Raw genomic sequence first — 20465 nt, 5'->3', positions numbered from 1 at the left:
CGAGTATGGTCCGCATGATAGACCTTAGAAGCGATACTGTCACCAAGCCTTGCCAGAATATGCGGCAGGCTATGGCCCAGGCCGAGGTGGGCGACGACGTTTATGACGGAGATCCAACGGTCGTCAGATTACAAAACATGGCGGCGGACATGCTCGGGAAAGAAGCCGCCCTGTTTGTGCCAAGCGGAACGCAGGCCAATTTGCTTGCCCTTTTGTGTCACTGTGAAAGAGGTGACGAATACATCGTCGGACAGCAATCCCATACTTATAAGTATGAAGGCGGCGGTGCCGCCGTTTTGGGAAGTATTCAGCCGCAGCCGATAGAATTTGAAAAAGACGGGCGACTCGATCTCAACAAGGCTGCACGGTTTGTGAAGCCGTATGATCCTCATTTTGCGAAAAGCAAATTGCTGTGCCTTGAAAATACTTTGTCCGGGAAAATCCTTCCGGTTGACTATCTGTACGAAGCAAGGGCCTTTTGTGACAATCACGGGTTGTCTCTTCATCTAGATGGGGCGAGGGTTTTTAATGCTGCTGTGGCATTGAATATAGACGTCAAAAAAATCACGCGGCCGTTTGATACGGTGTCCGTTTGCCTTTCGAAAGGGTTGGGCTGCCCTGTCGGCTCGCTGCTGCTTGGCAACCGGGAACTCCTTAAGCGTGCCGTGCATTGGCGCAAGATGCTTGGCGGTGGTATGCGTCAGGCGGGTATTGTTGCAGCAGCAGGCATATATGCTCTGCAAAATAACGTTAAACGTCTGGAAATCGATCATGACAATGCGCGGACCCTTGCTAAGGGCCTGTCTGGTATTGATGAATTGAAGGTGGATATGGATGAGGTGCAGACCAACATGGTGTTTATCGATATTCCTGAAAACGGTGCCGCAGATATGGCCGGTTTTATGGCAGAGCAGGGGATAAGAATGTTTTCAGGCAAGAAGATACGGCTGGTGACACATTTGGATATTAACGAGACGGACCTTGGAAAGGTTGTGTTAGCATTTAAACGATATTACGAAACAAAGGGCCATCGCTGTAGCGCATAGCGGCAGAAGCGCCGCTTTTATCAGGGTAACAGTTCTGGTAAGTTTGAAGGCATTCACGAAGCAAGATTGCCGGTTTAGCTCAGGGGTAGAGCAACCGCCTTGTAAGCGGTAGGTCATCCGTTCAAATCGGATAACCGGCACCAGTTTCCCGGGTTTTGTCATGCAGCGACTTTCCGTCATATCCCTTGTTCTCGTTCTTTCCGCCTGCTCGTCATCGGGTGGGCGCGAGGGGTATGAATATGCCCTGCCGCTTACGGCGGGCGGGCGCTTATGCGTGATACAGTGCCAGCAGGCGCGTGAGTTTTGCGAGAAACAATGCGATTTCGGCCGCAACCAGTGCTTGCACAACATGACCCGGCGTGCGCTGACGGCCTACGAAGCATACGCAAAGCAGCAATTGCGCGATGGGTTGATGGTCAACCGCAATCTGGAAGATTTCGAACATCCCGAACGGTGCGAAGCCGATACCGCCTGTATTGATGAATGCAGTGACATATACCGGGGCTGTTATACCGGTTGCGGAGGCAAGGTCGTCCCTGCTAAATAAGCATATGTCCCATGCAGGTCCAGCCAGACCGGTTCACCGCGAACGCGCCACCAAGATCGTGGCGACGCTGGGCCCGGCCAGCAACACGAAAGACGCGATCCGCGATCTGTTCATGGCTGGCGCCGATGTTTTCCGCTTCAATTTCAGCCACGGCACGCATGATGATCACCGTCGCCGTATGGAAATTGTGCGCGGGCTGGAAAGCGAACTGAACCGCCCGATCTGCGCGCTCGCCGATCTACAAGGCCCGAAGCTGCGCGTCGGCGCATTCGCCAAGGGCGCGATCGATCTCAAGCCGGGGCAATCTTTCCGCTTCGATCTTGAACATAAGCCCGGCGATGAAAACCGCGTCTGCCTGCCCCACCCGGAAATCTTCGCGGCCGTCGGCGCGGGCAGCGATATTCTGTGCGATGACGGACGCGTGCGTTTGCGCGTCACCAGCGTCGGGCGCGACCATATGGTGACCGAGGTTATATCCGGCACCCGTCTTTCCGATCATAAGGGCGTGAATGTTCCGGGCGTGGTGCTGCCGCTTTCGGCGATGACAGATAAAGATAAGCGCGATCTTGATGCCGCGCTCGCGATGGGGGCCGATTGGGTTGCGCTTTCCTTCGTGCAGCGCCCGGAAGACGTGGCGGGCATCAAGAAGCTGGTGGCGGGGCGCGCCGCGGTGCTGGCGAAGCTGGAAAAGCCTTCTGCCGTCAAGACGCTGGAGCGTATTCTTGAACTGGCCGACGGCGTGATGGTTGCGCGCGGCGATCTTGGGGTCGAATTGCCGCCCGAAGATGTGCCAAGCATCCAGAAACAGATCGTGCGCGAAGCGCGCAAGCTCGGCAAGCCCGTGATCGTGGCGACGCAGATGCTGGAATCGATGATCGCGAGCCCGGCGCCGACGCGGGCCGAAGCTTCGGACGTCGCGACCGCAATTTACGATGGCGCCGACGCCATCATGCTTTCGGGTGAAACCGCAATGGGAAAATACCCGGTCGAAGCGGTGGCGATTATGGACCGCATCGCGCGCCGTATTCACACCGACCCGATCTACCGCGATATGATGGACAGCCAGCATCCGGATCTGCAGCATACGGCGGCCGATGCGATTACCGCTGCCGCACGGCAGGTGGTCGAAACCATCGATGCGGCCGCGATCGTCACCTACACGACCCACGGCGCGACCACGCTGCGCGCCGCGCGCGAACGTCCGCATGTGCCGATTTTGTGCCTGACGTCAAAACTCGAAACCGCGCGCCGTCTTGCGCTTTCGTTCGGCGTGCACGCCGTTCATACCGAAGACGTGCATGATTTTGCCGAAATGGTGCAAAAGGCTTCGCATGTCGCGCAGCATGATGGCATCGCCGAGGTCGGCCAGCGGCTGGTGGTTACGGCAGGCGTTCCCTTCGGCACGCCCGGCAACACCAATATCCTGCGTATTGCGTGGGTCGAAAACCAGTTGCTATAAAGCGGTATGTCCCGCCAGCTCCAAGCCGCCATCGATCATCACCGCGCCGGCCGCCTTAAGGAGGCGGAAAGCGGCTACCGTCTGGCGCTGCGGCAGCAACCGCGCAATGCCGATGCCCTGTCGCTGCTCGGCGTGGTGCTGGACGGGCTCGGCAAGCCCGACGAGGCGGTCGCGACCATACGCCGCGCTGTCGCGATCGACCCCAAGGCGGCGCTGTTCCGGCTGCATCTCGGCACTGCGCTGATCTCTGCCGCGCAATACCCGGAAGCGGTCAGGGAGCTGCAGCTTGCGGCCGGCATGGCGCCCGGCATGGCTGAAGCGCACTACAATCTCGGCAACGCGCTGCGCCTCGCGGGCAATGGCGCGGCTGCGGTGGAAAGCTATCGCGCTGCGCTGAAGCTTGCGCCGCATATGCTGCAGGCGCGCATGAATCTCGGCCTCGCGCTGGCCGCGCAACAGAAATACGACGAAGCGCTCGGCGAACTGCGTGCGACGCAGCTGGCCGCGCCCGGTAACCTTGAAGTGCAACTTAACCTTGCCAACGTGCTCGATCAGAAAGGCGATTACGATGCTTTGCTGGCCGAAGCGCAGAAGGCGCTGCAGATGGCGCCGAACCATGCGCACGCACATTTCATGTACGGGCTGGCGCTCAACCGCCTGTTCCGGGATGAAGAAGCGATCGGCGTTTATGAACGTGCGCTGAAGCTGGAGCCCGGCAACCCCGAAGGCTGGGATAATTATGCCCAATCATTGCAGGGCGCCGGGCGCTATGATGAAGCCGAGGCGGCCTACCGCAAGGGGCTGGCGCTGCGCCCGCATGACCCGGCCATCAATTACCATAATGCGCTGATCAGCTTGCTGCGCGGCAACCTCGCTGAAGGTTTCGCCAACTATCGCTGGCGCTGGCAGGCGGTGCCTGCGTTGCGGCGCTTGCAACATGCCGCGCCGCTATGGGATGGCGGCGATTTGCAAGGCAAAACCATTCTTGTGGTCGATGAACAGGGTTTCGGCGATTGCATCATGTTCTGCCGTTATCTGCCGCTTCTGAAGCAGCGCGGCGCGCGCGTTGTGTATGCCGCGCGCAAACCGCTGCACGCTTTGTTGCACGGCTTCGATGGCGTCGATGAATTGATCGACCGTGCCGCCGCGCCCGAAACGCCGTGCGATTGCCATGCCGCGATCATGGATCTGCCTGCGCATTTCGGCACGGTGCTGGATACGGTGCCCGCCGCCGCGTCCTATCTCGCGCCGCCGCCGGGCGCCGCGCCCGCGCTGCCTGCGGGGCAGGGGCTGAGGGTCGGCGTGGTATGGATGGGCAGCAAGTTCCATAAGCACGATTTGCGCCGCTCGGTGCCGCTGGAACAGTTCAAGGCTTTGTTTGATATCGGCGGCGCAACCTTCTACAGCCTCGTGCGCCCGACCGATATACGCGACGACGAAGCGGCGCTGCTGAAGACGCTGCCGGTTATCGATTGCGGCAGCATGATCGGCGATTTTGCCGATACCGCGCGCATCATGCAGCAACTTGATCTTGTGATTTCGGTCGATACTGCGGCCGTGCATCTTGCCGGGGCGCTTGGGCGGCCGGTCTGGGTGATGCTGCCGCTTGGGCCTGATTGGCGCTGGCTTACCGGGCGCGAAGACAGCCCGTGGTATCCGTCGGCGCGGCTATACCGCCAGACGAAGGCGCGTGAATGGGCCGATGTAATTGCAAACGTTGCCGCCGCGCTTGCGCAGCGTGCCGCCTAGCCGGGGGCTTAGCCCTGGCGCGCCTTGTAGCGCTTGTTCTTCTTGTTGATGATGTAAACGCGGCCTTTGCGGCGCACGAGCCGGTTGTTCGCGTCGCGCTTTTTCAGCGCCTTCAGTGAATTGACGATCTTCATAACCTTGTTCCTGCAAAACTTGTTTTGTCACCCGGAAGGGCCGCAAACTAGTGAACCGAACCGCCTACGTCAAGTTTCGCGGCTGCGAAGGTGTTTTTCCCTGCATCATTACGATGCGGAAATGGCAAAAACTCATGGCCAATCAATATGTTGTGTCTTTCCTGCATCAATGGACACAAACCGTTCCCGGCGCCCAATTCGTTAAGTGACTTGTTAACCTTCTATGATAAAGTTGAGTCGTGGTTAAAGGACATAAACCTTCAACCGCTTAGATACAAAGCCTTTGGGCAAATAGCCCCCGGGCCGGATGTATTGAGGTGACGCTATTACCGAGAACCGGGCAGCAGATTTCACCCCCACCAAGCGCCAGTTTGAGCGTCTCCCCGGTTTGAACCATTTACGACCCCCGAAAATCAAGTTTCTTGGATTGCGCGCGACGCAGCATTTGCTTGCGTGCAGCCAAAACCAGAGTCTGGCGTGCGGCACCAGCCTTGACCATGCGCGGTCCGGTGCACGCCACGAACCGCGTGGTCTGATGGCGGAGGGAGAACCTGACGCATAGATCGGACCATACCTGTAAGGGAGGTACCTGATGGGCAAACGTTCACAGCGCTCTAAGATCGAAGTCAATGCTGTAAAACACGATAGTGCCTACAACGTCCAGCCGCTGCACTCCAAGCGCTCTCCTTGGGATCCTCTAAGCAACCCCGCCTTCGACCGACGCGATCAAAGCTATGTTCGCAAGGTCAAACCGCAAAACGCCAATCAGGCCGCGCTGATGGACGCGATGGCCAAGCACAGCATGGTGGTTGCCGCCGGTCCCGCCGGCACCGGCAAGACATACCTTGCCATCACCGCCGCCGTGGAAGCGCTTGAAGAAGGGCGGGTTGATCGTATCATCCTTTCCCGCCCCGCGATCGAAGCGGGCGAAACCATCGGCTTCCTGCCGGGTGACCTGCAGGAAAAACTGGCGCCCTACCTGCGGCCTTTATATGACGCGCTCAACGACAGGCTCGGTGGCAAGCGCTTGAAGCAATATCTGGCTGACGGAGCGATCGAGATCGCGCCCATCGGCTTCATGCGCGGCCGTACGCTTAATAACGCCTTCGTGGTGATCGACGAGGCGCAGAACTGCACCTACACCCAGATCAAGATGCTGCTCACCCGGCTCGGCTGGCACTCCACCATGGTGCTGACGGGCGATCCGGACCAGAGCGATCTGCTTGAAGGGATGTCGGGTTTAAGCAAGATCGCCGACAAGCTCGATCAGGTCACGGGTGTCGCCGTGGTCCGCATGACGGACCGCGATGTGGTTCGCCACCCGCTGGTTGCCAGCATGCTGGGCGTTCTTTAAGCCCGCTCTGCCGGGGTTTGTTTTTCCCGGGCCGCCGCGCTAATATCGCGGCATGCCGGGGCTTGAACCACGTATCAAAAGACGCATCATCCGCATCGCCATTGGCTGCGTGATCGGCCTTGCCGTTGCCGGCTATGTCGTGTGGCATGATGGCGGGCGCGATCGCGCCCGCATGGAAGATATGCGTGATTTCGCGCTTAATGCGCCGGGCATTGAAATCGGCGGGCCTTTTACGCTGATCGACCAGAACGGAAAAACGGTCACCGAACAAATTCTGCAAGGCAAATATTCGCTTATCAGCTTCGGCTTCACCTATTGTCCCGATGTATGCCCTTCGCGCATCCAGGATATGGTGCTGGCGATCGATACGCTCGGCCCCGAAGGCAAGGCGAAGGTACAACCCGTTTTTATCACCATCGATCCCGCGCGCGATGACGTGAAGCAAATGGCAAGCTATGTCGGCTTGTTCGGTGAAGGGTTGATCGGCATGACCGGTTCGGCGGAACAGATCGATGCCGTTGCAAAGGCCTACAAGGTCTATTACGCCAAGAGCAGCATAGGCGAGGATGAAGAAGACGAAGCCGATCCGCACGCCGCCCATCAGCAAAGCAGCGAAGATGACGACGATTACATGATGGATCACACCACGCAGATTTATCTGATGGGGCCTGACGGCAAGTTTATTACCGCCTTCGGGGATGGCGTGCCGGACCAGATTGCGGCCGTTCTGAAGCAGCGGTTGCAGCCCGGCGGCACAGATTCGCCGTCCGCACCGTAAAGCGCATAAAAATCCAATATTCTCAATAGGTTATATGGGGATTTGGGCGCTTGACACACCCCCATCCACCCCCTAGGTTGCGCGCGGCTTCGGCCGCATGTTTTTGCCTTTGGCAGCGGGGGTTTTCATGGCGGATCGGCAATCGCCGGATGACCATAACCTCGCAGCGCTGGAAGCGAGGATCAGGGCGGCAAGGCAGCCGAAAACGGCGGATACGGGTGGCTTTAACCCGTTCGTCGCCGACCGGCAGACCTCCAAGGCCAGCAGGATCGCGTTCGAACTGGTCGGCGCAATCCTGATCTGCCTGTTCCTCGGGTGGCTGGCGGATAAGCAGTTCGGTTCCGCGCCCTTGGGTGCCTTGATCGGGTTGTTTCTCGGTTTCGGCGCAGGGGTCGCGAACGCTTACCGGTCGCTTGCGGGCATTAGCCGCGCGGTCGGTTGGCGCAAACGAGAAGATGAAGCGGGGGACAACCCCGAAGACGGAACGTAAAGAGGGTAGCAGGCAAGGGACATCATGGCAGCAGGGCACGCGCATAACCCCATGACGCAATTCGAACTGAAAACTCTCGCCGAGTTTTCATTCGCGGGCTACGATTTTTCCTTCACCAATTCCACGCTGTTCATGTTGATCGCCGTCACGCTGAGCGCCGGGATCGTTATTGCCGGTATGCGCCCCGCCGCGATGGTGCCGGGCCGCTTCCAGATGCTGGTCGAATATCTGCACAACAGCATCGCCAATATGGTCGAACAAAGCGCGGGTCCGCGCTCGAAGGCTTTTTTCCCTTTTATCTTCGCGCTGTTCATGTTCATCATGTTCTGCAACATGCTCGGGCTTGTGCCCGGCGGCTTCACGGTCACGAGCCACATCGTCATCAACTTTGCGCTCGCGCTGTTCATTTTCTTTCTGTGCACGGTTGTCGGTTTCGTCAAGCACGGCTTCCACTTCTTCGCATTGTTCCTGCCCAAGGATGCGCCGGTGGTGATGGTGCCGGTTTTGTTCGTGGTGGAAATCATTTCCTACTGCGTGCGCCCCTTCAGCCTTTCGGTGCGACTGTTCGCCAACATGCTGGCGGGCGGCATTTTGCTCAAGATTTTTGCCGGCCTCGTCGGCACGATGATCCTTGCCGGCGGCGTCGTCGGCTTGGTGCTTAGCCCGCTGCCTTTTATCCTTACGGTCGGCCTCACGGGCTTCAAGCTGTTCGTGGCCGGGCTGCAGGCTTACATTTTCTCGATCCTCACAGCCGTCTATCTGCATGACGCGATTGAAATGCACTAGGTTGCGGGCGGGAAACATTCGTTCAAGACACGTAAAACCAAACAGGTAAGTTCAACCAAGGGGAGTAAATAAAATGGAAAGTAACGCAATTGCACTTCTGGGCGCCGGTGTGGCGATGGTGGGTTCGCTCGGTGCCGGTATCGGCCTTGGCCTGCTCTTTTCGGGCTGGATTTCCGCAATCGCGCGTAACCCCGGCGCGGCATCGAAGTTCAACGGTATCGGCTTCATCGGCTTCGCCGTGACCGAGCTTGTGCTGCTGCTCTGCTTCGTTATCGCCTTCATGCTGATGGGCAAGGCGGGCTAACGTCTATGCGCATTTGGCTGCATAATCTGGCGCTTCTTTTTCTGCCGATGCTGGCTTTGCCGGCGTGGGCGGAGGAAGCCGCGGGCGAAGCGGCGGAAACCGCACATGCCGGCGGCGGCGACCAGTTGCCGCAGTTCGACATCGGCTTCTACCCGAGCCAGCTTTTCTGGCTTCTGGTCTGTTTCGGCATCGTTTACCTGCTGATGGGCCATGTCGCGCTGCCGCGCGTGCAAAAGGTGATCGGCGAACGCCAGAAGCGGCTCGCGGCCGATCTGGCCGAAGCCGGGCAAGCGAGCGAACGGGCGAAGGAACTCGGAGCCGCCAGCGAAAAATCTCTGGCCGATGCGCGCGCCAAGGCGCACGCTTCGGTGACCGATTTGCAGCAAAAGGCGCAAGCCGAAGCCGCCGCGCAGCAGGCGGCGCAGCAGGGCGAGCTGAATGCCCGTCTTGCGGATGCCGAAAAGCGCATCGCCGCCGCCCGCACGCAGGCCATGAGCCATGTGCAGGATGTTGCGGCGGATGTAGCGCGCGAAAGCCTGCGCAAGCTGGCGGGTATCGATGTGAGCCCGGCCGATATCAAGGCCGCGCTTGATCGCGCCGACCGCGAAGCCGCATAAGGGGCAGGGATGGAAGAGCTTATCGACAACCCGTATTTCTGGAGCGCGCTGGCCTTCGCCGTTTTTCTGTTGCTGGCGCTGCGCTATGGCCGCAAGCCGCTGTTCGGCTGGCTGGACGGCGAGATTGCCAAGATCCGGGAAGAGCTGGAACAGGCCAAAAACCTGCGCGCCGAAGCCGAAGGCACGCTCGATGCCTATCGCAAGAAGCAGGCCGAGGCGCAGGCCGAAGCGGAACAGATTGTGGCGCAGGCCCGCCGTGCAGCCGAAAGCCTGCGCATCCGCGCCGAAGGGGAATTGAAGGACCAGCTTGCACGCCGCGAACAGCAGGCAATGGAGCGCATCGCGCTGGCGGAGTCCGAAGCGTTGCGCGATGTGCGCGCGGCGGCGATCGATATGGCGGTACAGGCCACCGCGCAGGTTCTGGCGCAGAAGCTGGATTCTGCCCGCGCCGGCAAGCTGATTGACGAAGCCATCGCCGAGCTGCCGAATAAACTCGGCAAGAAAATCTCTGACGCAGCCTGAACGGCCATTCCATGAACGAACAGGAACTTCACCCGCCCGCGCCGCAGGAGCGGGTTTCGGATGTGTTGCGGGCCATCGGCGCTTCGATTGGGCCCAGCGATACCGTGACGTTCGGTGAAATCCTCACGCTGTTCGGCGTGCGCGGCTTTACGCTGTTGCTGCTCGTGCTCGCTTTGCTGAATATCGTGATTATCTTCCTGCCGGGCGCCTCGTTTATTCTCGGTATTCCCATGATCATACTGGCGGCGCAGATGGCGCTTGGTTACAAACGCCCGCTTTTGCCCGGTTTTATCACCCGCACCGCAGTGCCGCGCGCGCGGCTTACATCCGGGCTGGATGACGCCGTGCTGTTCGTGGAAGGCCTGGAAAAATATCTGAAGCCGCGCCTGTCGATCATCGCCGGCCCGCAGATGGATCGTATCAACGGCATTGTTTTGCTCGCGCTCAGCTGCATGGTTGCCATTCCCATTCCGCTTTTCAACGTACCGCCTTCGGTGGCTACGGTCGGCGTTGCGCTTGGGCTTCTGGCGCGTGACGGGGTTTGCTTGCTGATCGGCTATGTTATCGGGGTTAGCTGCGTTTTTATGTATCTGATGCTCGGCACCATACTAGCTATAGTGGGCGATCTGGTGCGGGACGCATAGCTTAACACTTAAAAGCTACACCGTCTCGCATGGGCATACTATAATATGCCCCTATGGCATTTTCGCTCAGAAGCCGTCAGTGGCAATACAAACAGGATAACAAAACGGGCGGCCGGGTTATTTCCCTGCCTGCACCATCGCCCGTTGCGGTGGATGCTTCCGCCTGGCCGGTTTATGTTTTCCTGCCGCTTGCGCTGCTGGCCGCATGCGGCGGTGCGCTATGGTCGTGGTATAGCGTTTCAGAACCGCTGCCGGTTGCCGACAATATTTCTGTGCAGCAGGTGGCGGAACTGCAAATGGCTCGTGCCGAAACGGCGCCCGCACCCGGCCCGGAGCCCGGCATTGTGCTTCCGGTTGAAGCCTTGCGCGATACCGCGCTTGCCGCGCTCGAACAACAATTGCGCGATACGCCTGCGATGCAATCTGCGGGCGCCGGGCAAGCCGCCGCGCCACGCCCTGCGGTGCAAGCAAAGCCCGCTATCAAGGTTGTGGACGTGCCGCCCGAACGCGCGCTGATGGCGGAAGCCGCGCGCTGGCAGGCGCAAGGGAATTTCCAGCAAGCCGTTTCCGCATGGGAACGCGCTTATGCCGTTGCGCCGCAGAACGATGCCGTGCTGACGGGCTATGCCGTCGCGCTGACGGGGCTGGGCACGGTCGATGCGCACGACAGGCTTGCGCGTCTTTCCTCCATGCACCGCATCGCGCCGGTGATCGCGGCCGATGCGCAGGCGCTGATCGATGAAGGCAGGCTCGATGCCGGGTTCGCGCGCATGCAGGAAGCCACCATGCTCGATGAAGGCAATTTACGCTATCGCCTCAACCTCGCGATCATCGCCGACCGGCGGGGGGATGATCTGACGGCGCTTTCAAACTACCGCGAAGTGCTTGAAAGAAACGGCGTACTTGCACCGGCGCAGCCCGGTTTGCCGATGACGATGGATGCGGTGCGCGAACGCGCCCGTTTCCTTGCCCGCCGTCACGGTTTGCAATAACGCCTAGCGGTCATTTTTGCCGATAACAATGTCGTTTTCCGGATCATAGGCCTGCCCGGAAAGCAAGGTAACGCGACGCGCCGGCGCATCCGGTTGTGCGCGCCATTCAAAAGTGACCTCGTCGGCGCTAACGTAAATGATATTGATATTTTCGTCGCGGTCTTTGTTTTGCGGGCTCCATTGTCGGCGGTCCATCCATACGGTCCAGCGCGAAGCCGAACTGTAGCTGATTGCCTCCAGCGTAACGGCATGCGGCGCCGCGGCGTTTTTACCGCCGTTCTTGATCAGCGTGGTTTCATCAGGCGTGAAGAACAGCGATGCATGCCGGAAGGTTTCCGCCACGGCGGGCTGTGCGAACAGCAAGGCCGTCAGGGTTATTGCCAGCATGCGTTTCATGGCTCGTTCCCCGCCACTTCCTGCATGCCGCCGAGCCAAACGGTATCGAATGTCAGGGTCGTGTCGATCCGCCCGGGCCCGTCCGGGCTTTCCGTGCGCGCCAGCGTAAACCCCGTTATGCGCGCCTTGCCCGGCAATTGCTTTTGCAAGATGCGCGCCACGTCATAGATGGCGCTGTCGTGCGCCGCCGTGGCTTGCAACGTGATGGTCGCTTGCCGTATTTCAAGGTCGCTGCCCGGCGCGGTCATGCTTAGTTCGGGTGACATGGTAAAGGCGATGTCGCCAAGCCCGTGCTGCCGCGCCAGCGTCTGGCACAGTTCCATCACCTGCAGCCTGTCGGGTGGCGTGGCGACGTTCGCGAGCTGGCGGGCATCGAACCTGTCACGCAAATTCCGCCAGGCGCTGTCGTGGTCATGGGTGCGCGTGCGTACAAGCTGCATGCGCCCGATCTGCTTTTGCAGCGTGTCTTCGCGGCTGCGCATTTCCTGCAAGGTCCAAAGCAGCGCGGGCGCGCCAAGCGCCGTCATGATGACGCAGAAGCAGGCGGCGAATATATAAGGGCGTGCGTTCATGGCGTTTCCTGCCTTGCTGCGATGACAAGGCGTGCCGTGCTTGCGGCCGGGTCCGCGCGCAGGCCGCTTTGCAAGGTTTGTTCCGGCAGAGCAGCCAGCGGCAACGCCGCCAGCTTGACCGTATGCCCCGGCAGCGCCTGTTGCAGCAGCCCGGCAAAATCCCGGAATTGCCGGGTCGCATCACCGGGCGTAAGACCGGGGGTCAGCGCGCGCAAATCTGCGGCGGTTTCGCCCGCCCTCCATTCCAGACGGTTCAACCGGAAGCGCGCGCCCATCGCCTCGGCCATCGTGTTCAAAAGCGTCCACGGTCCGGGCGGTTCGGATGCAAGCATCTGCTGCAGTCGGCTCACATCCCTGATCTGCATCAAGCGCCGCATCGCCGGGTCTGCTTCGCTTTCCTTGCCGCCGTCCTGTTGCCGCAAGGCTTCGATCGCGGCCAGCTTCCGCGCCACGGCATCCTCGTGCCGCCATGCGGCATGCCCGAACACAACGCCAAGCGACATAAGCAGCAATATCCCGGCCGCCGCCGCCGTCTGCGCCAGGCGGAAGGCATTCGCTGCCTTGCGTGCCTTTACCTGCGCGGGGTGCAGCATGGTGATGGCGGGTTCGGCCCCGGTTTGCAATCGTGCGACAAAAAGCGCATCCGAAAAACGCTCGTGATCGCCCGCCCGCACCGAAAATTTCAGATGCTGCGCCGCCTTGGCAGGCGTGTAGAAGCTGATGCCGCCCGGCGTGAAGCGCCCGGCATTGCCAAGCATATCGGCAAGCGAAGCATGGCACGTGACCTGCGCGATCACGCTCATATGCAATTGCGCGGGATCGGCAAGGCCGAGCCGCCCGAGATATTCGAAACTTGCGCGAATGTGATGTTGCAGCGCATCGCCTTCGATACTTGCCGCATCCGGAATATCGCCGACAAGCCGGGTGAAAACCAGCTTGCCGTTATGTGTAACGATTTGCCGCATGCCGCTGGCCTGCTGCCAGCTGACCAGCATGTGCCACTGGCTGCCGCCGCCTTCGATGGCCGCAAGCCTGTTGGCATGCCGCACGCCTTCAAGCGGCAGCAGCGCAATCGGCACGGGCCCGGCGCTGAACTGTCCGAGCCATTCAAGCCACGGCGCCAGCGGGCAATATTCGCCCACGGCCGCGAACATATAAGGTTGCCCCGCGCCGACGCTTTCCAGCTTTTGCCAACCGGTAATCTGCGGTTTCTTGAAAGCGATTTGCAACCGCCTTTGCAAAAGCCTGTTGCGGTCGAACGGCCCGAGCTTCGGCAGCGTTTCGCGCTTGAATTCCAGTGCGGCGAAATCGGCAAGGATCAAGGGTTGTGCGCGTTTGCCCGCCAGCAAAGCTTCGGCCAAACGCGTGGCTTCCGGGGTGTCCGGCGCGGGCGCGAAGAAATTTTCCCGGCTGCCGTAAAGCACCGCGCCGCGGTCGCCGATCAATAGGATGGGTTTTCTGCGCATGCCTAGATTCCCAAATTATTCAGGCTGGCGTAAACCGGCCCCAGTACGGAAAGCACAAGCCACGCCATGATCAGCCCGATCAGCAGCGTCAGCGCCGGTTCCAGCATGCCGACAAACCGTTCGGTGGCGTCCTGCGCCTCCTGTTCGTACAGGCTGGCGATATGCTGCCAGCAATGCGCCTGCTTGCCGCTTTGTTCGCCGGTGCGGATGATCTGCAGCGCCGTGGAATTATAAAGGCCGCCGGCCGCGAAGGCGTCCGTCATTGGCATGCCGCGTAAAATTTTGGTCACTGCCGCCGTGCAATCCTGCGCCAGCGCGCTGTTGCCAACCAGCCCCGCGGCATCCTGCAGCGCCTGCATGGTGTTGATCCCGCTTCCCTGCAACACGGCGAAATGGCGCGCAAACCCGGCCATCTGGAATTTTCGCAGCAAGCGGCCAAGCCCCGGCAGCGCCAGAAGCGCCCGGTCAAGCAGAAGCGCCATGCGCCCGCCCGCCGCATGCAGCGCCTTGACGGCGATAGCGGCCGCAATCGCCGTGCCCGCCATCAGCCACCAGTAGCTGGCGACGGCGCCTGCGACCGCCAGCAGCGCGCGCGCATGCCACGGCAAGCCGCCGCCGCTGTCGGCCACAAAATTCATCACCTGCGGCACCACCGTCGCCATCATGAACGTAATCACGCCAGCCGCGAGCAAAAGCAGAAAAGCAGGGTATCGCAGCGCGCGTTGTGTGCGGGCGCGCAGCGTTGCCGCCCAGCGGGCATGGGCGTGCATATCGTGGAAGGCTTGTGCCATGTTCCCGCTTTTCTCCGCCGCCCCAAGCATGGCCGCAAAGGCCCGCGGCATATGGCGTTTCTGGCGCGCGAAGGCTTGCGACAATGGCGCGCCTTCGCCCACATCGCGGCAAATTTCCGTCAGCGCATCGCGCAAAGCCTTGCTGCCGGCATGGTCGCGCGCCTGTTCAAGGCTTTGTAGAACCGGCACGCCCGCATCTTCCATCACTTCAAGATGATGGCAAAAGCTTATAAGTTCGCGGTCGTTGACCCGGCCCTGCAGGGCGGGAAGCCGCCAATGTACCGGCACGCGCCACGCGATCAGCTCCAGCCCCGTGCCGGTCAGCGTGCGATCGAGCTGCGCGAGGCTTTCGGCAGCAAGCAAGCCGCAAACGATTTGCCCCTGTCCATTGACGGCACGGTAATGATAACGCGGCATCACATACGCTCCGTCATATCGACGCTCTCGCCTAGGCTCTCAAGGCTGATGCTTCCGGCCAGCACTTTGTCTGTCCCGTCCTCGATCATGGGGCGGTAACCGTCTTGTTGCGCCTGCCCAAGCAGCGCCCGCCGCGACGCCTGTTTTGCGAACAGGTCTTCGAGCGCGGGCGTAACGCGCAGCACTTCCGCCACCACCGTACGGCCGCGATAACCGGTATGGCGGCAAGCGGGGCAACCTTGGGCGCTTCCGATCATGGGCGGCAACGTCTCAACGCGGTCAAGCCGCAGCATCCGCCGCTCTTCCGGCGTAACGGGTTTCAGCCGCTTGCAATCGGGGCACAGCATCCGCACCAGCCGCTGCGCTACAACACCGGTAAAATTCCCGGCCAGCATGCCGGGCTGCAACCCAAGATCGCAAAGCCGGGGCAGCACGCCGAGCGCGCCGTTGGTGTGCAGCGTTGAGAAAACGCGGTGCCCCGTCATCGCGGCACGCAGCGCCATTTGCGCGGTTTCATGGTCGCGGATCTCGCCTATGAAAATAACATCCGGGTCTTGCCGCATCACGGCGCGCACGCCTTCAGCAAAGCCAAGCCCGTGCTGTTCGCGCACCTGCGTTTGCCGCACGATGCCAAGCTGGTATTCCACCGGCTCTTCCAGCGTCATGACATTGATGCCGATCGAATTGATCGCCCGCAAAATGCCGTAAAGCGTCGTGGTCTTGCCTGAACCCGTCGGCCCTGTGACCAGCACCATGCCCGCGGGGCGTTTCAGCATTTTTCTGATCGCGCCCAGGCACTGCGCATTGAACCCGAGCGTATCGAGCGGCAACAGCGATTGCCGGTGGTCGAGCACGCGAATGACGATGTTTTCGCCCCATATGGTGGGCAGCAGCGAAACACGGAAATCCACCGTCCGTCCGCCGCATTGCATGGAAAAGCGGCCGTCTTGCGCAAAGCGGCTATTGGCGATGTTCATGCCGGCCATAATTTTCAGCCGCTGCGCGATGGCGGGCCAATGATCGCGGTGCAAAAGCTGCATCGGATGCAAAATGCCATCGATCCGGTAGCGCAGCCGCACGAAACCGGCTTCCGGCTCGAAATGCAGGTCGGAAGCACCGACCCGCACGGCTTCCTCGATCAAATGGTCGGCCAGCTCGATCACGGGGTGGATCGATGCCTGCGCATGTTCGGCGAAGCCGCCCGCGCCCTCTATCTGCTGCAGCAACCTGTCCGCCACGGCGTCATCGCCGTAATGCTGTTCGATCCCGGCCATCAGATCGTGCAAATCGGCGACGCAGGGCACGAGATCGCAGCCGGCGGGCATATGGTGACGCATTTGATCGAGCGCCATGATGTCGAACGGGTCCGCCATCGCCAGCTCGATCCTGTCGCCGTTGCGCACCAATGGAATTGCCCGGCATTGCCGCGCAACCGTTTTCGGCACCATGGCCGCCAGCGTCATGTCGATCTGCGCCGTGCGTATGTCGATGCGACGGTAACCGCCGCTGTCGGCCAGCGTTTCCGCCAGCAACGAAGCGTTGATAAAGCCAAGCTTGATCAGCGCCTCGCCCAAAAGTCCGCCCGCCACGCGCTGTTCGTGCAGCGCGATCCGGAGCTGGTCGGTGCTTATACGCTTGCCCGCGACCAGCCGTTCGCCAAGCCGCGCGCCGTTCACGCCGTCCGGCCTGCTTTGCGGGGTCATGGGGTCGCGCATACGGATGATATCGGCCATCGCTTCACCACATCGTATTGCAGCTGCCGTTGCCGAGCATGCTCACAAGCGCGTTGCGGCCGGCATAGGCAAGTATATCGTCGAACGGGTTAGTCTCGTTTACGTTCTGCAAGGCTTGCCAGAATTCCGCGCTTGTATCGCGTGCATTGCACTTCTCGGCGCCGGCGCCGGAACTGCTGCAGTCAGGCATGTTGGGAAAGGCCGTGCGGCCGCCGAGCAGATCGGCCTTATACGCGCCGCGCCCGTTCTTGCCGTGGCTGACGAATATGACGGCGACTTGCTGCCCGGTGCCTCCGTCATTCGTCTGGCGCAAAACAATTGGCATACTGCCAGCCGCGCCCCTAAGGTTGGCGCGGCACAGGCCTTTTTCGCTTTTGCCCGTTAAGGAACAGCCCGTTGCCTGCTGTTCGCCCGGCGCGCATGCGTCGGCATCCATATCGCAAGCCGTACACGGCGTGAAGGGCGGCACGATATTGGCGCTGTTTTCGGCCAGCAGCGGGTCTATCCGCATCGTGATCCAGCGGCCCCAGCCATCCTTGGCTTGCCCTTGCGTCAGGCCAAGCGATATAAACGGCGCAATACCTTCCGGTTGAATGCATTGGCCGCAAGGCGAAACGTCTGCGCTGGTATCGCCGCGCACGCGCCCGAGTTTTTTTCCGGCCTGTGCAGGCATGGGGCAGGGCAGGCAGCCGGTCGCCTGCACATAGGCGGCGGTGGCGCGCATCAGCGCCTGCAGGTTGGCTTCCGTGGCGCTGCGCTGGCCGGCGGTGCGCAGCGCGCCGAGCGCAGGCAAAACCGCGACCAGAATAGTTCCGATCACGGCGATCACGATCGCCATTTCAGCCAGCGTAAAGCCGTTGTGACCGGCCCAGCGGTTAGAGCGCCGTACACACCACATAGTTGCTGCCCTGAACATAGCTTTCGGCCGCCGTTTCATTCGTAAGCCCCGTGCCCGCGCGCATGGCGCCGGTATCAGGTTCGCCGTCATCCAGCCTGGTGTCGATCGCCAGCGCCGCGGTGCCCGGCACGCGGTTGAGGCAAACGACACTGGTGCCGACGGGAATGCCGTTGCTGAAGGCCCCGTTCTGGATGCCATAGATACCGTTGAACGGGTTGGCGGGCTGCGAAGCCGGGTTCGGCGCGCCCTTGATCAGGTTCGCGGCCCGCAAATGCGCCCAAACATAAACGCTTTCTACCTTGCCAAGCGCACTTTCCGTAACGGGCACGTTGTAGGTTTCGTTCAAATCTGCCGTGCCGATAAGGCCGTCACCATTACCCTTACCGAGGGCCAGCTCGTTTCCGAAACGCGTGAGGGCGGAAAGATCGTCGCCGGGCAGCGCGCCGAAATTCTGGTTGTAGCTCTGGAAGGCGGCCTGGAAAGACTGGATCCCGCTTATGGCATTGGTGATGCGGGCGTTCTGCATCACCTGTTGCGAGGCCAAGACCCCGCCGATGATGAGACCGATGATGACAAGCACGATGGCCAGTTCGACCAGCGTGAAGCCCTTCGTATGATGAATGGCGGGAGTGAGCATGGCAGGAGGCATGATGAGTTCCTGTGGATAAGGATGTTTTGTTGATACGTTTTCGAAACAAAGAGGCAGGCTGGCCATTAATTCCAGCGAACACCATCTTATGCAACTCCTTATTTTACAGATATTTACATGGTTAATAAGTTATCCACAGAAATATGAAGCTCTGTGGGTAAAAGTGGCAGGAATCTACAAAGTGTTACTGCTCGCGGGGTTCGCTTGCAGGCGGCGTAGCGACGACCGGCAGAAGCAGCGGGCGGGGGTCGCGCCCGAACTTGTCATATAACGCGGCATCGGCCATGTCCGGCGTCGCGCTCTTCACGATGCTGGCGCGCAGCAGGATCACAAGCTCGGTGGTCGCGCCCGTGTTGTCGTTCGATTTACCGAGCAGCCCGAGCGCAGGCGCTTCGTCGAACGGCGGTATGCCGGATTCATTATTCTCTGTGCTGTCCTGCATCAGGCCGCCCATAATCGCAACTTCGCCCGAACGCATGCGCAAAACGGAATCCATCTCCCGCACCGCCAGAACGGGGATCAGGGATTCGACCGGCGTGCTGTTGCCTTGCTGCGCGGCATTGAGGCCGATCGAAGGGTCGGGCACCTGCTTGACGATGCGCGAAATGGTCGGGCGCAATGTCATGGTGATTTGCTGCGTCTGCTGATCGACCGAAGGTTGCACGGTCATCACAAGCCCCACAGGCACGGTGCGCGGCGTACTGGTGAAAACCGGCGTGCCCGAAACCGGCACGCCGCCCGTGCTGATCGTGGTCGGGAACTGGGCCGAGGTTGTGAAGTAAACCTCGTTGCGCGCCACTTTCAGAACCGCGGTCTGGTTGTTCAAAACCGTCAGGCGCGGCGAAGACAGAATGCGCGTGGTGCCAAATTCGCGCACGAGGTTCAGAATGCCTGCAATATCCTCGTTGTTCAGCGATGCGGTAAAGGCGTTTTCCGCCGCCGTGGTCGGGGCGATGAAATGCGCGCCCGCGCCGACGGTGCCGAAGCGCCCGGCGAAATCAACCGCGCCGCCGAACAGCGTGCGCCAGTTGATGCCGCTGCGGTATTTTTCCGAAAGCTCGACCTCGACGATCCGCGCCTCGATCAACACTTGCGCGTTTGCGCCGTGCTGGAGCTGCTGCAGGTAATCTTTGATCGCCCTGTGCTGGCGGCCCGTGCCGTACACGGAAACGATACCGGCTTGCCGGTTTAGCGTAAAATCGGCCTTGGTTGCCGCACCGCCCGCGCCGGCGCTTTCTGCGCGTGCCAGCAAGGGCTTGCTGCGCCCGGTGGAAGCAAGGATGTTGCCGACCGTCTTTTCGACCTCGCCCCAGAAATCCGCATCGGCTACCGAACGTACGCGCGCGAGCGAGTTGTTGTCGTTCCCCGTATTGCCGTTGCCGTTTGCGTTGCTGTTGCCGTTGTTGCCGCTGCCGACATCGGAATCAAATACGTTGGTGGCGATCGAAACTTCGCTTTCGGTACGGCGGCTCAGGCTCGGGTAATCCAGCCGGTAGGTGAACATATAAGGTTCATCAAGCTCTATGCGCAGATATTTGCCTTCGGCCCGGTAACGAAGCCCCGCAAGGTCGCAAATGCGCTCCAGCACCTCGTCAAACGGCTGGTCCTTGGCGGAAAAGATGATCCCGCCTTCAATGCGGGGATCAAGCTCAAGATTGGCGCCCGCTTCGCGCGCGAGATCGACCAGAACGTCCCGCAACGCCACCTGGTCGGTCACGGTGATGCTTACAAGCTTGGCGGGCAAGGCTGCGGCTACGGCCGGTTGCGGGGCTGGCGCGGCAACCAGCGGCGGGATCGGCGGTTCCTGCAGCGTCCCTTCGGCCAGCAGATCGTCATGCCGTTCGCGCAGCGCGCGGTAATCTTCGCGGGTCAGGTTGCCGTCAGCCGGCGGCTCGCCCATCAGCACCCCGCAACCCGCAAGGCTACCGGCGAGAACCAAGCCTATGATTATAATAGATATTTTGTTGAGCGGGGTGTGCATAAGCATACATGAGCAGGTGAGGGCCGGGACTCTGCAGAAAATTATGGTTAATGTCAAAACCGGCCTCGTAACGAACATGCCTTGTTCATAGGTTTTACAAAAATGCTGGCGGGTAAATTACGGATGTATTAAGCAAGCGG

The 20465-nt window shown here is 60.6% G+C and carries 22 protein-coding genes and 1 tRNA gene; 14 read left to right on the top strand and 9 right to left on the bottom strand.

All coding sequences use genetic code 11. The features are described 5' to 3' along the window. Positions 1-14: 14 nt before the first annotated feature. The 5 genes from ltaE (at position 15) to GC131_04980 (ending at position 4801) form a co-directional block, all read left to right on the top strand. On the top strand, positions 15-1046 hold the full coding sequence (gene ltaE, locus GC131_05000; GenBank protein MBI1273423.1) for a low-specificity L-threonine aldolase: 1032 nt from the start codon (positions 15-17) through the stop codon (positions 1044-1046). A 68-nt stretch (positions 1047-1114) separates the two neighbouring features. Beyond that, a tRNA-Thr gene (locus GC131_04995) sits at positions 1115-1189 on the top strand. 17 nt (positions 1190-1206) lie between these two features. After that, the gene (locus GC131_04990; GenBank protein MBI1273422.1) at positions 1207-1593 is read left to right on the top strand and encodes a hypothetical protein; all 387 of its coding nucleotides are present in this window, start codon (positions 1207-1209) and stop codon (positions 1591-1593) included. A gap of 4 nt (positions 1594-1597) precedes the next feature. Further along, complete coding sequence (pyk, locus tag GC131_04985) at positions 1598-3052, top strand: pyruvate kinase (protein ID MBI1273421.1); 1455 nt, start codon at positions 1598-1600, stop codon at positions 3050-3052. A 6-nt stretch (positions 3053-3058) separates the two neighbouring features. Beyond that, positions 3059-4801, top strand: coding sequence for a tetratricopeptide repeat protein (locus tag GC131_04980; protein ID MBI1273420.1), 1743 nt, complete (start codon positions 3059-3061; stop codon positions 4799-4801). 8 nt (positions 4802-4809) lie between these two features. Here the strand turns inward: GC131_04980 and GC131_04975 are convergent, their stop codons facing one another. Further along, complete coding sequence (locus tag GC131_04975; GenBank protein ID MBI1273419.1) at positions 4810-4935, bottom strand: 50S ribosomal protein L36; 126 nt, start codon at positions 4933-4935, stop codon at positions 4810-4812. Positions 4936-5527: 592 nt separating this feature from the next. Here GC131_04975 and GC131_04970 point away from each other — a divergent pair. The 9 genes from GC131_04970 to GC131_04930 all read left to right on the top strand — a co-directional run bounded on the left by GC131_04970 (position 5528) and on the right by GC131_04930 (position 11422). After that, a complete protein-coding gene (locus GC131_04970; protein ID MBI1273418.1) occupies positions 5528-6289 on the top strand; it encodes an AAA family ATPase in 762 nt (253 codons plus the stop codon). A gap of 52 nt (positions 6290-6341) precedes the next feature. Then, a complete protein-coding gene (locus tag GC131_04965) occupies positions 6342-7067 on the top strand; it encodes an SCO family protein (GenBank protein ID MBI1273417.1) in 726 nt (241 codons plus the stop codon). Between the two features lie 97 nt (positions 7068-7164). Then, positions 7165-7557 (top strand): hypothetical protein, encoded by a 393-nt coding sequence (locus GC131_04960; protein ID MBI1273416.1) that lies wholly within the window; start codon positions 7165-7167, stop codon positions 7555-7557. A gap of 24 nt (positions 7558-7581) precedes the next feature. Then, positions 7582-8343: a F0F1 ATP synthase subunit A gene (locus GC131_04955; GenBank protein ID MBI1273415.1), complete on the top strand. Its 762-nt coding sequence runs from the start codon at positions 7582-7584 to the stop codon at positions 8341-8343. A gap of 73 nt (positions 8344-8416) precedes the next feature. Then, the gene (locus tag GC131_04950) at positions 8417-8647 is read left to right on the top strand and encodes a F0F1 ATP synthase subunit C (GenBank protein MBI1273414.1); all 231 of its coding nucleotides are present in this window, start codon (positions 8417-8419) and stop codon (positions 8645-8647) included. A gap of 5 nt (positions 8648-8652) precedes the next feature. Further along, positions 8653-9264 (top strand): F0F1 ATP synthase subunit B', encoded by a 612-nt coding sequence (locus GC131_04945; GenBank protein MBI1273413.1) that lies wholly within the window; start codon positions 8653-8655, stop codon positions 9262-9264. A gap of 9 nt (positions 9265-9273) precedes the next feature. Beyond that, the gene (locus tag GC131_04940; GenBank protein MBI1273412.1) at positions 9274-9786 is read left to right on the top strand and encodes a F0F1 ATP synthase subunit B; all 513 of its coding nucleotides are present in this window, start codon (positions 9274-9276) and stop codon (positions 9784-9786) included. An 11-nt stretch (positions 9787-9797) separates the two neighbouring features. Next, complete coding sequence (locus GC131_04935; protein ID MBI1273411.1) at positions 9798-10430, top strand: hypothetical protein; 633 nt, start codon at positions 9798-9800, stop codon at positions 10428-10430. A 53-nt stretch (positions 10431-10483) separates the two neighbouring features. Further along, the gene (locus GC131_04930) at positions 10484-11422 is read left to right on the top strand and encodes a hypothetical protein (protein ID MBI1273410.1); all 939 of its coding nucleotides are present in this window, start codon (positions 10484-10486) and stop codon (positions 11420-11422) included. A gap of 3 nt (positions 11423-11425) precedes the next feature. On the opposite strand, the gene GC131_04925 is transcribed toward GC131_04930, so the two are convergent. The 8 genes from GC131_04925 to GC131_04890 form a co-directional block, all read right to left on the bottom strand. Continuing rightward, on the bottom strand, positions 11426-11818 hold the full coding sequence (locus tag GC131_04925) for a hypothetical protein (protein ID MBI1273409.1): 393 nt from the start codon (positions 11816-11818) through the stop codon (positions 11426-11428). Next, positions 11815-12390 (bottom strand): hypothetical protein, encoded by a 576-nt coding sequence (locus GC131_04920; protein MBI1273408.1) that lies wholly within the window; start codon positions 12388-12390, stop codon positions 11815-11817. Before GC131_04920 ends, GC131_04925 begins: the two co-directional genes overlap by 4 nt. Further along, positions 12387-13856: a hypothetical protein gene (locus tag GC131_04915; protein MBI1273407.1), complete on the bottom strand. Its 1470-nt coding sequence runs from the start codon at positions 13854-13856 to the stop codon at positions 12387-12389. The genes GC131_04920 and GC131_04915 overlap by 4 nt, the downstream gene beginning before the upstream one ends. A 2-nt stretch (positions 13857-13858) precedes the next feature. After that, positions 13859-15067, bottom strand: a complete 1209-nt coding sequence (locus GC131_04910) for a hypothetical protein (GenBank protein ID MBI1273406.1) — start codon at positions 15065-15067, stop codon at positions 13859-13861. Beyond that, positions 15064-16797: a secretion system protein E gene (locus GC131_04905; protein MBI1273405.1), complete on the bottom strand. Its 1734-nt coding sequence runs from the start codon at positions 16795-16797 to the stop codon at positions 15064-15066. The genes GC131_04910 and GC131_04905 overlap by 4 nt, the downstream gene beginning before the upstream one ends. Before the next feature lie 4 nt (positions 16798-16801). Next, complete coding sequence (locus tag GC131_04900; protein MBI1273404.1) at positions 16802-17893, bottom strand: prepilin-type N-terminal cleavage/methylation domain-containing protein; 1092 nt, start codon at positions 17891-17893, stop codon at positions 16802-16804. Next, positions 17673-18410, bottom strand: coding sequence for a prepilin-type N-terminal cleavage/methylation domain-containing protein (locus GC131_04895; GenBank protein MBI1273403.1), 738 nt, complete (start codon positions 18408-18410; stop codon positions 17673-17675). Before GC131_04895 ends, GC131_04900 begins: the two co-directional genes overlap by 221 nt. A 118-nt stretch (positions 18411-18528) precedes the next feature. Continuing rightward, positions 18529-20403, bottom strand: a complete 1875-nt coding sequence (locus GC131_04890; GenBank protein ID MBI1273402.1) for a hypothetical protein — start codon at positions 20401-20403, stop codon at positions 18529-18531. Positions 20404-20465 lie beyond the last annotated feature (62 nt).

The sequence above is a fragment of the Alphaproteobacteria bacterium genome, assembly GCA_016124955.1.
Taxonomy (GTDB): domain Bacteria; phylum Pseudomonadota; class Alphaproteobacteria; order UBA9219; family RFNS01; genus RI-461.
Note: the sequence above shows the minus strand (reverse complement) of the source record. Positions and strands in the feature narration are given on the sequence as shown.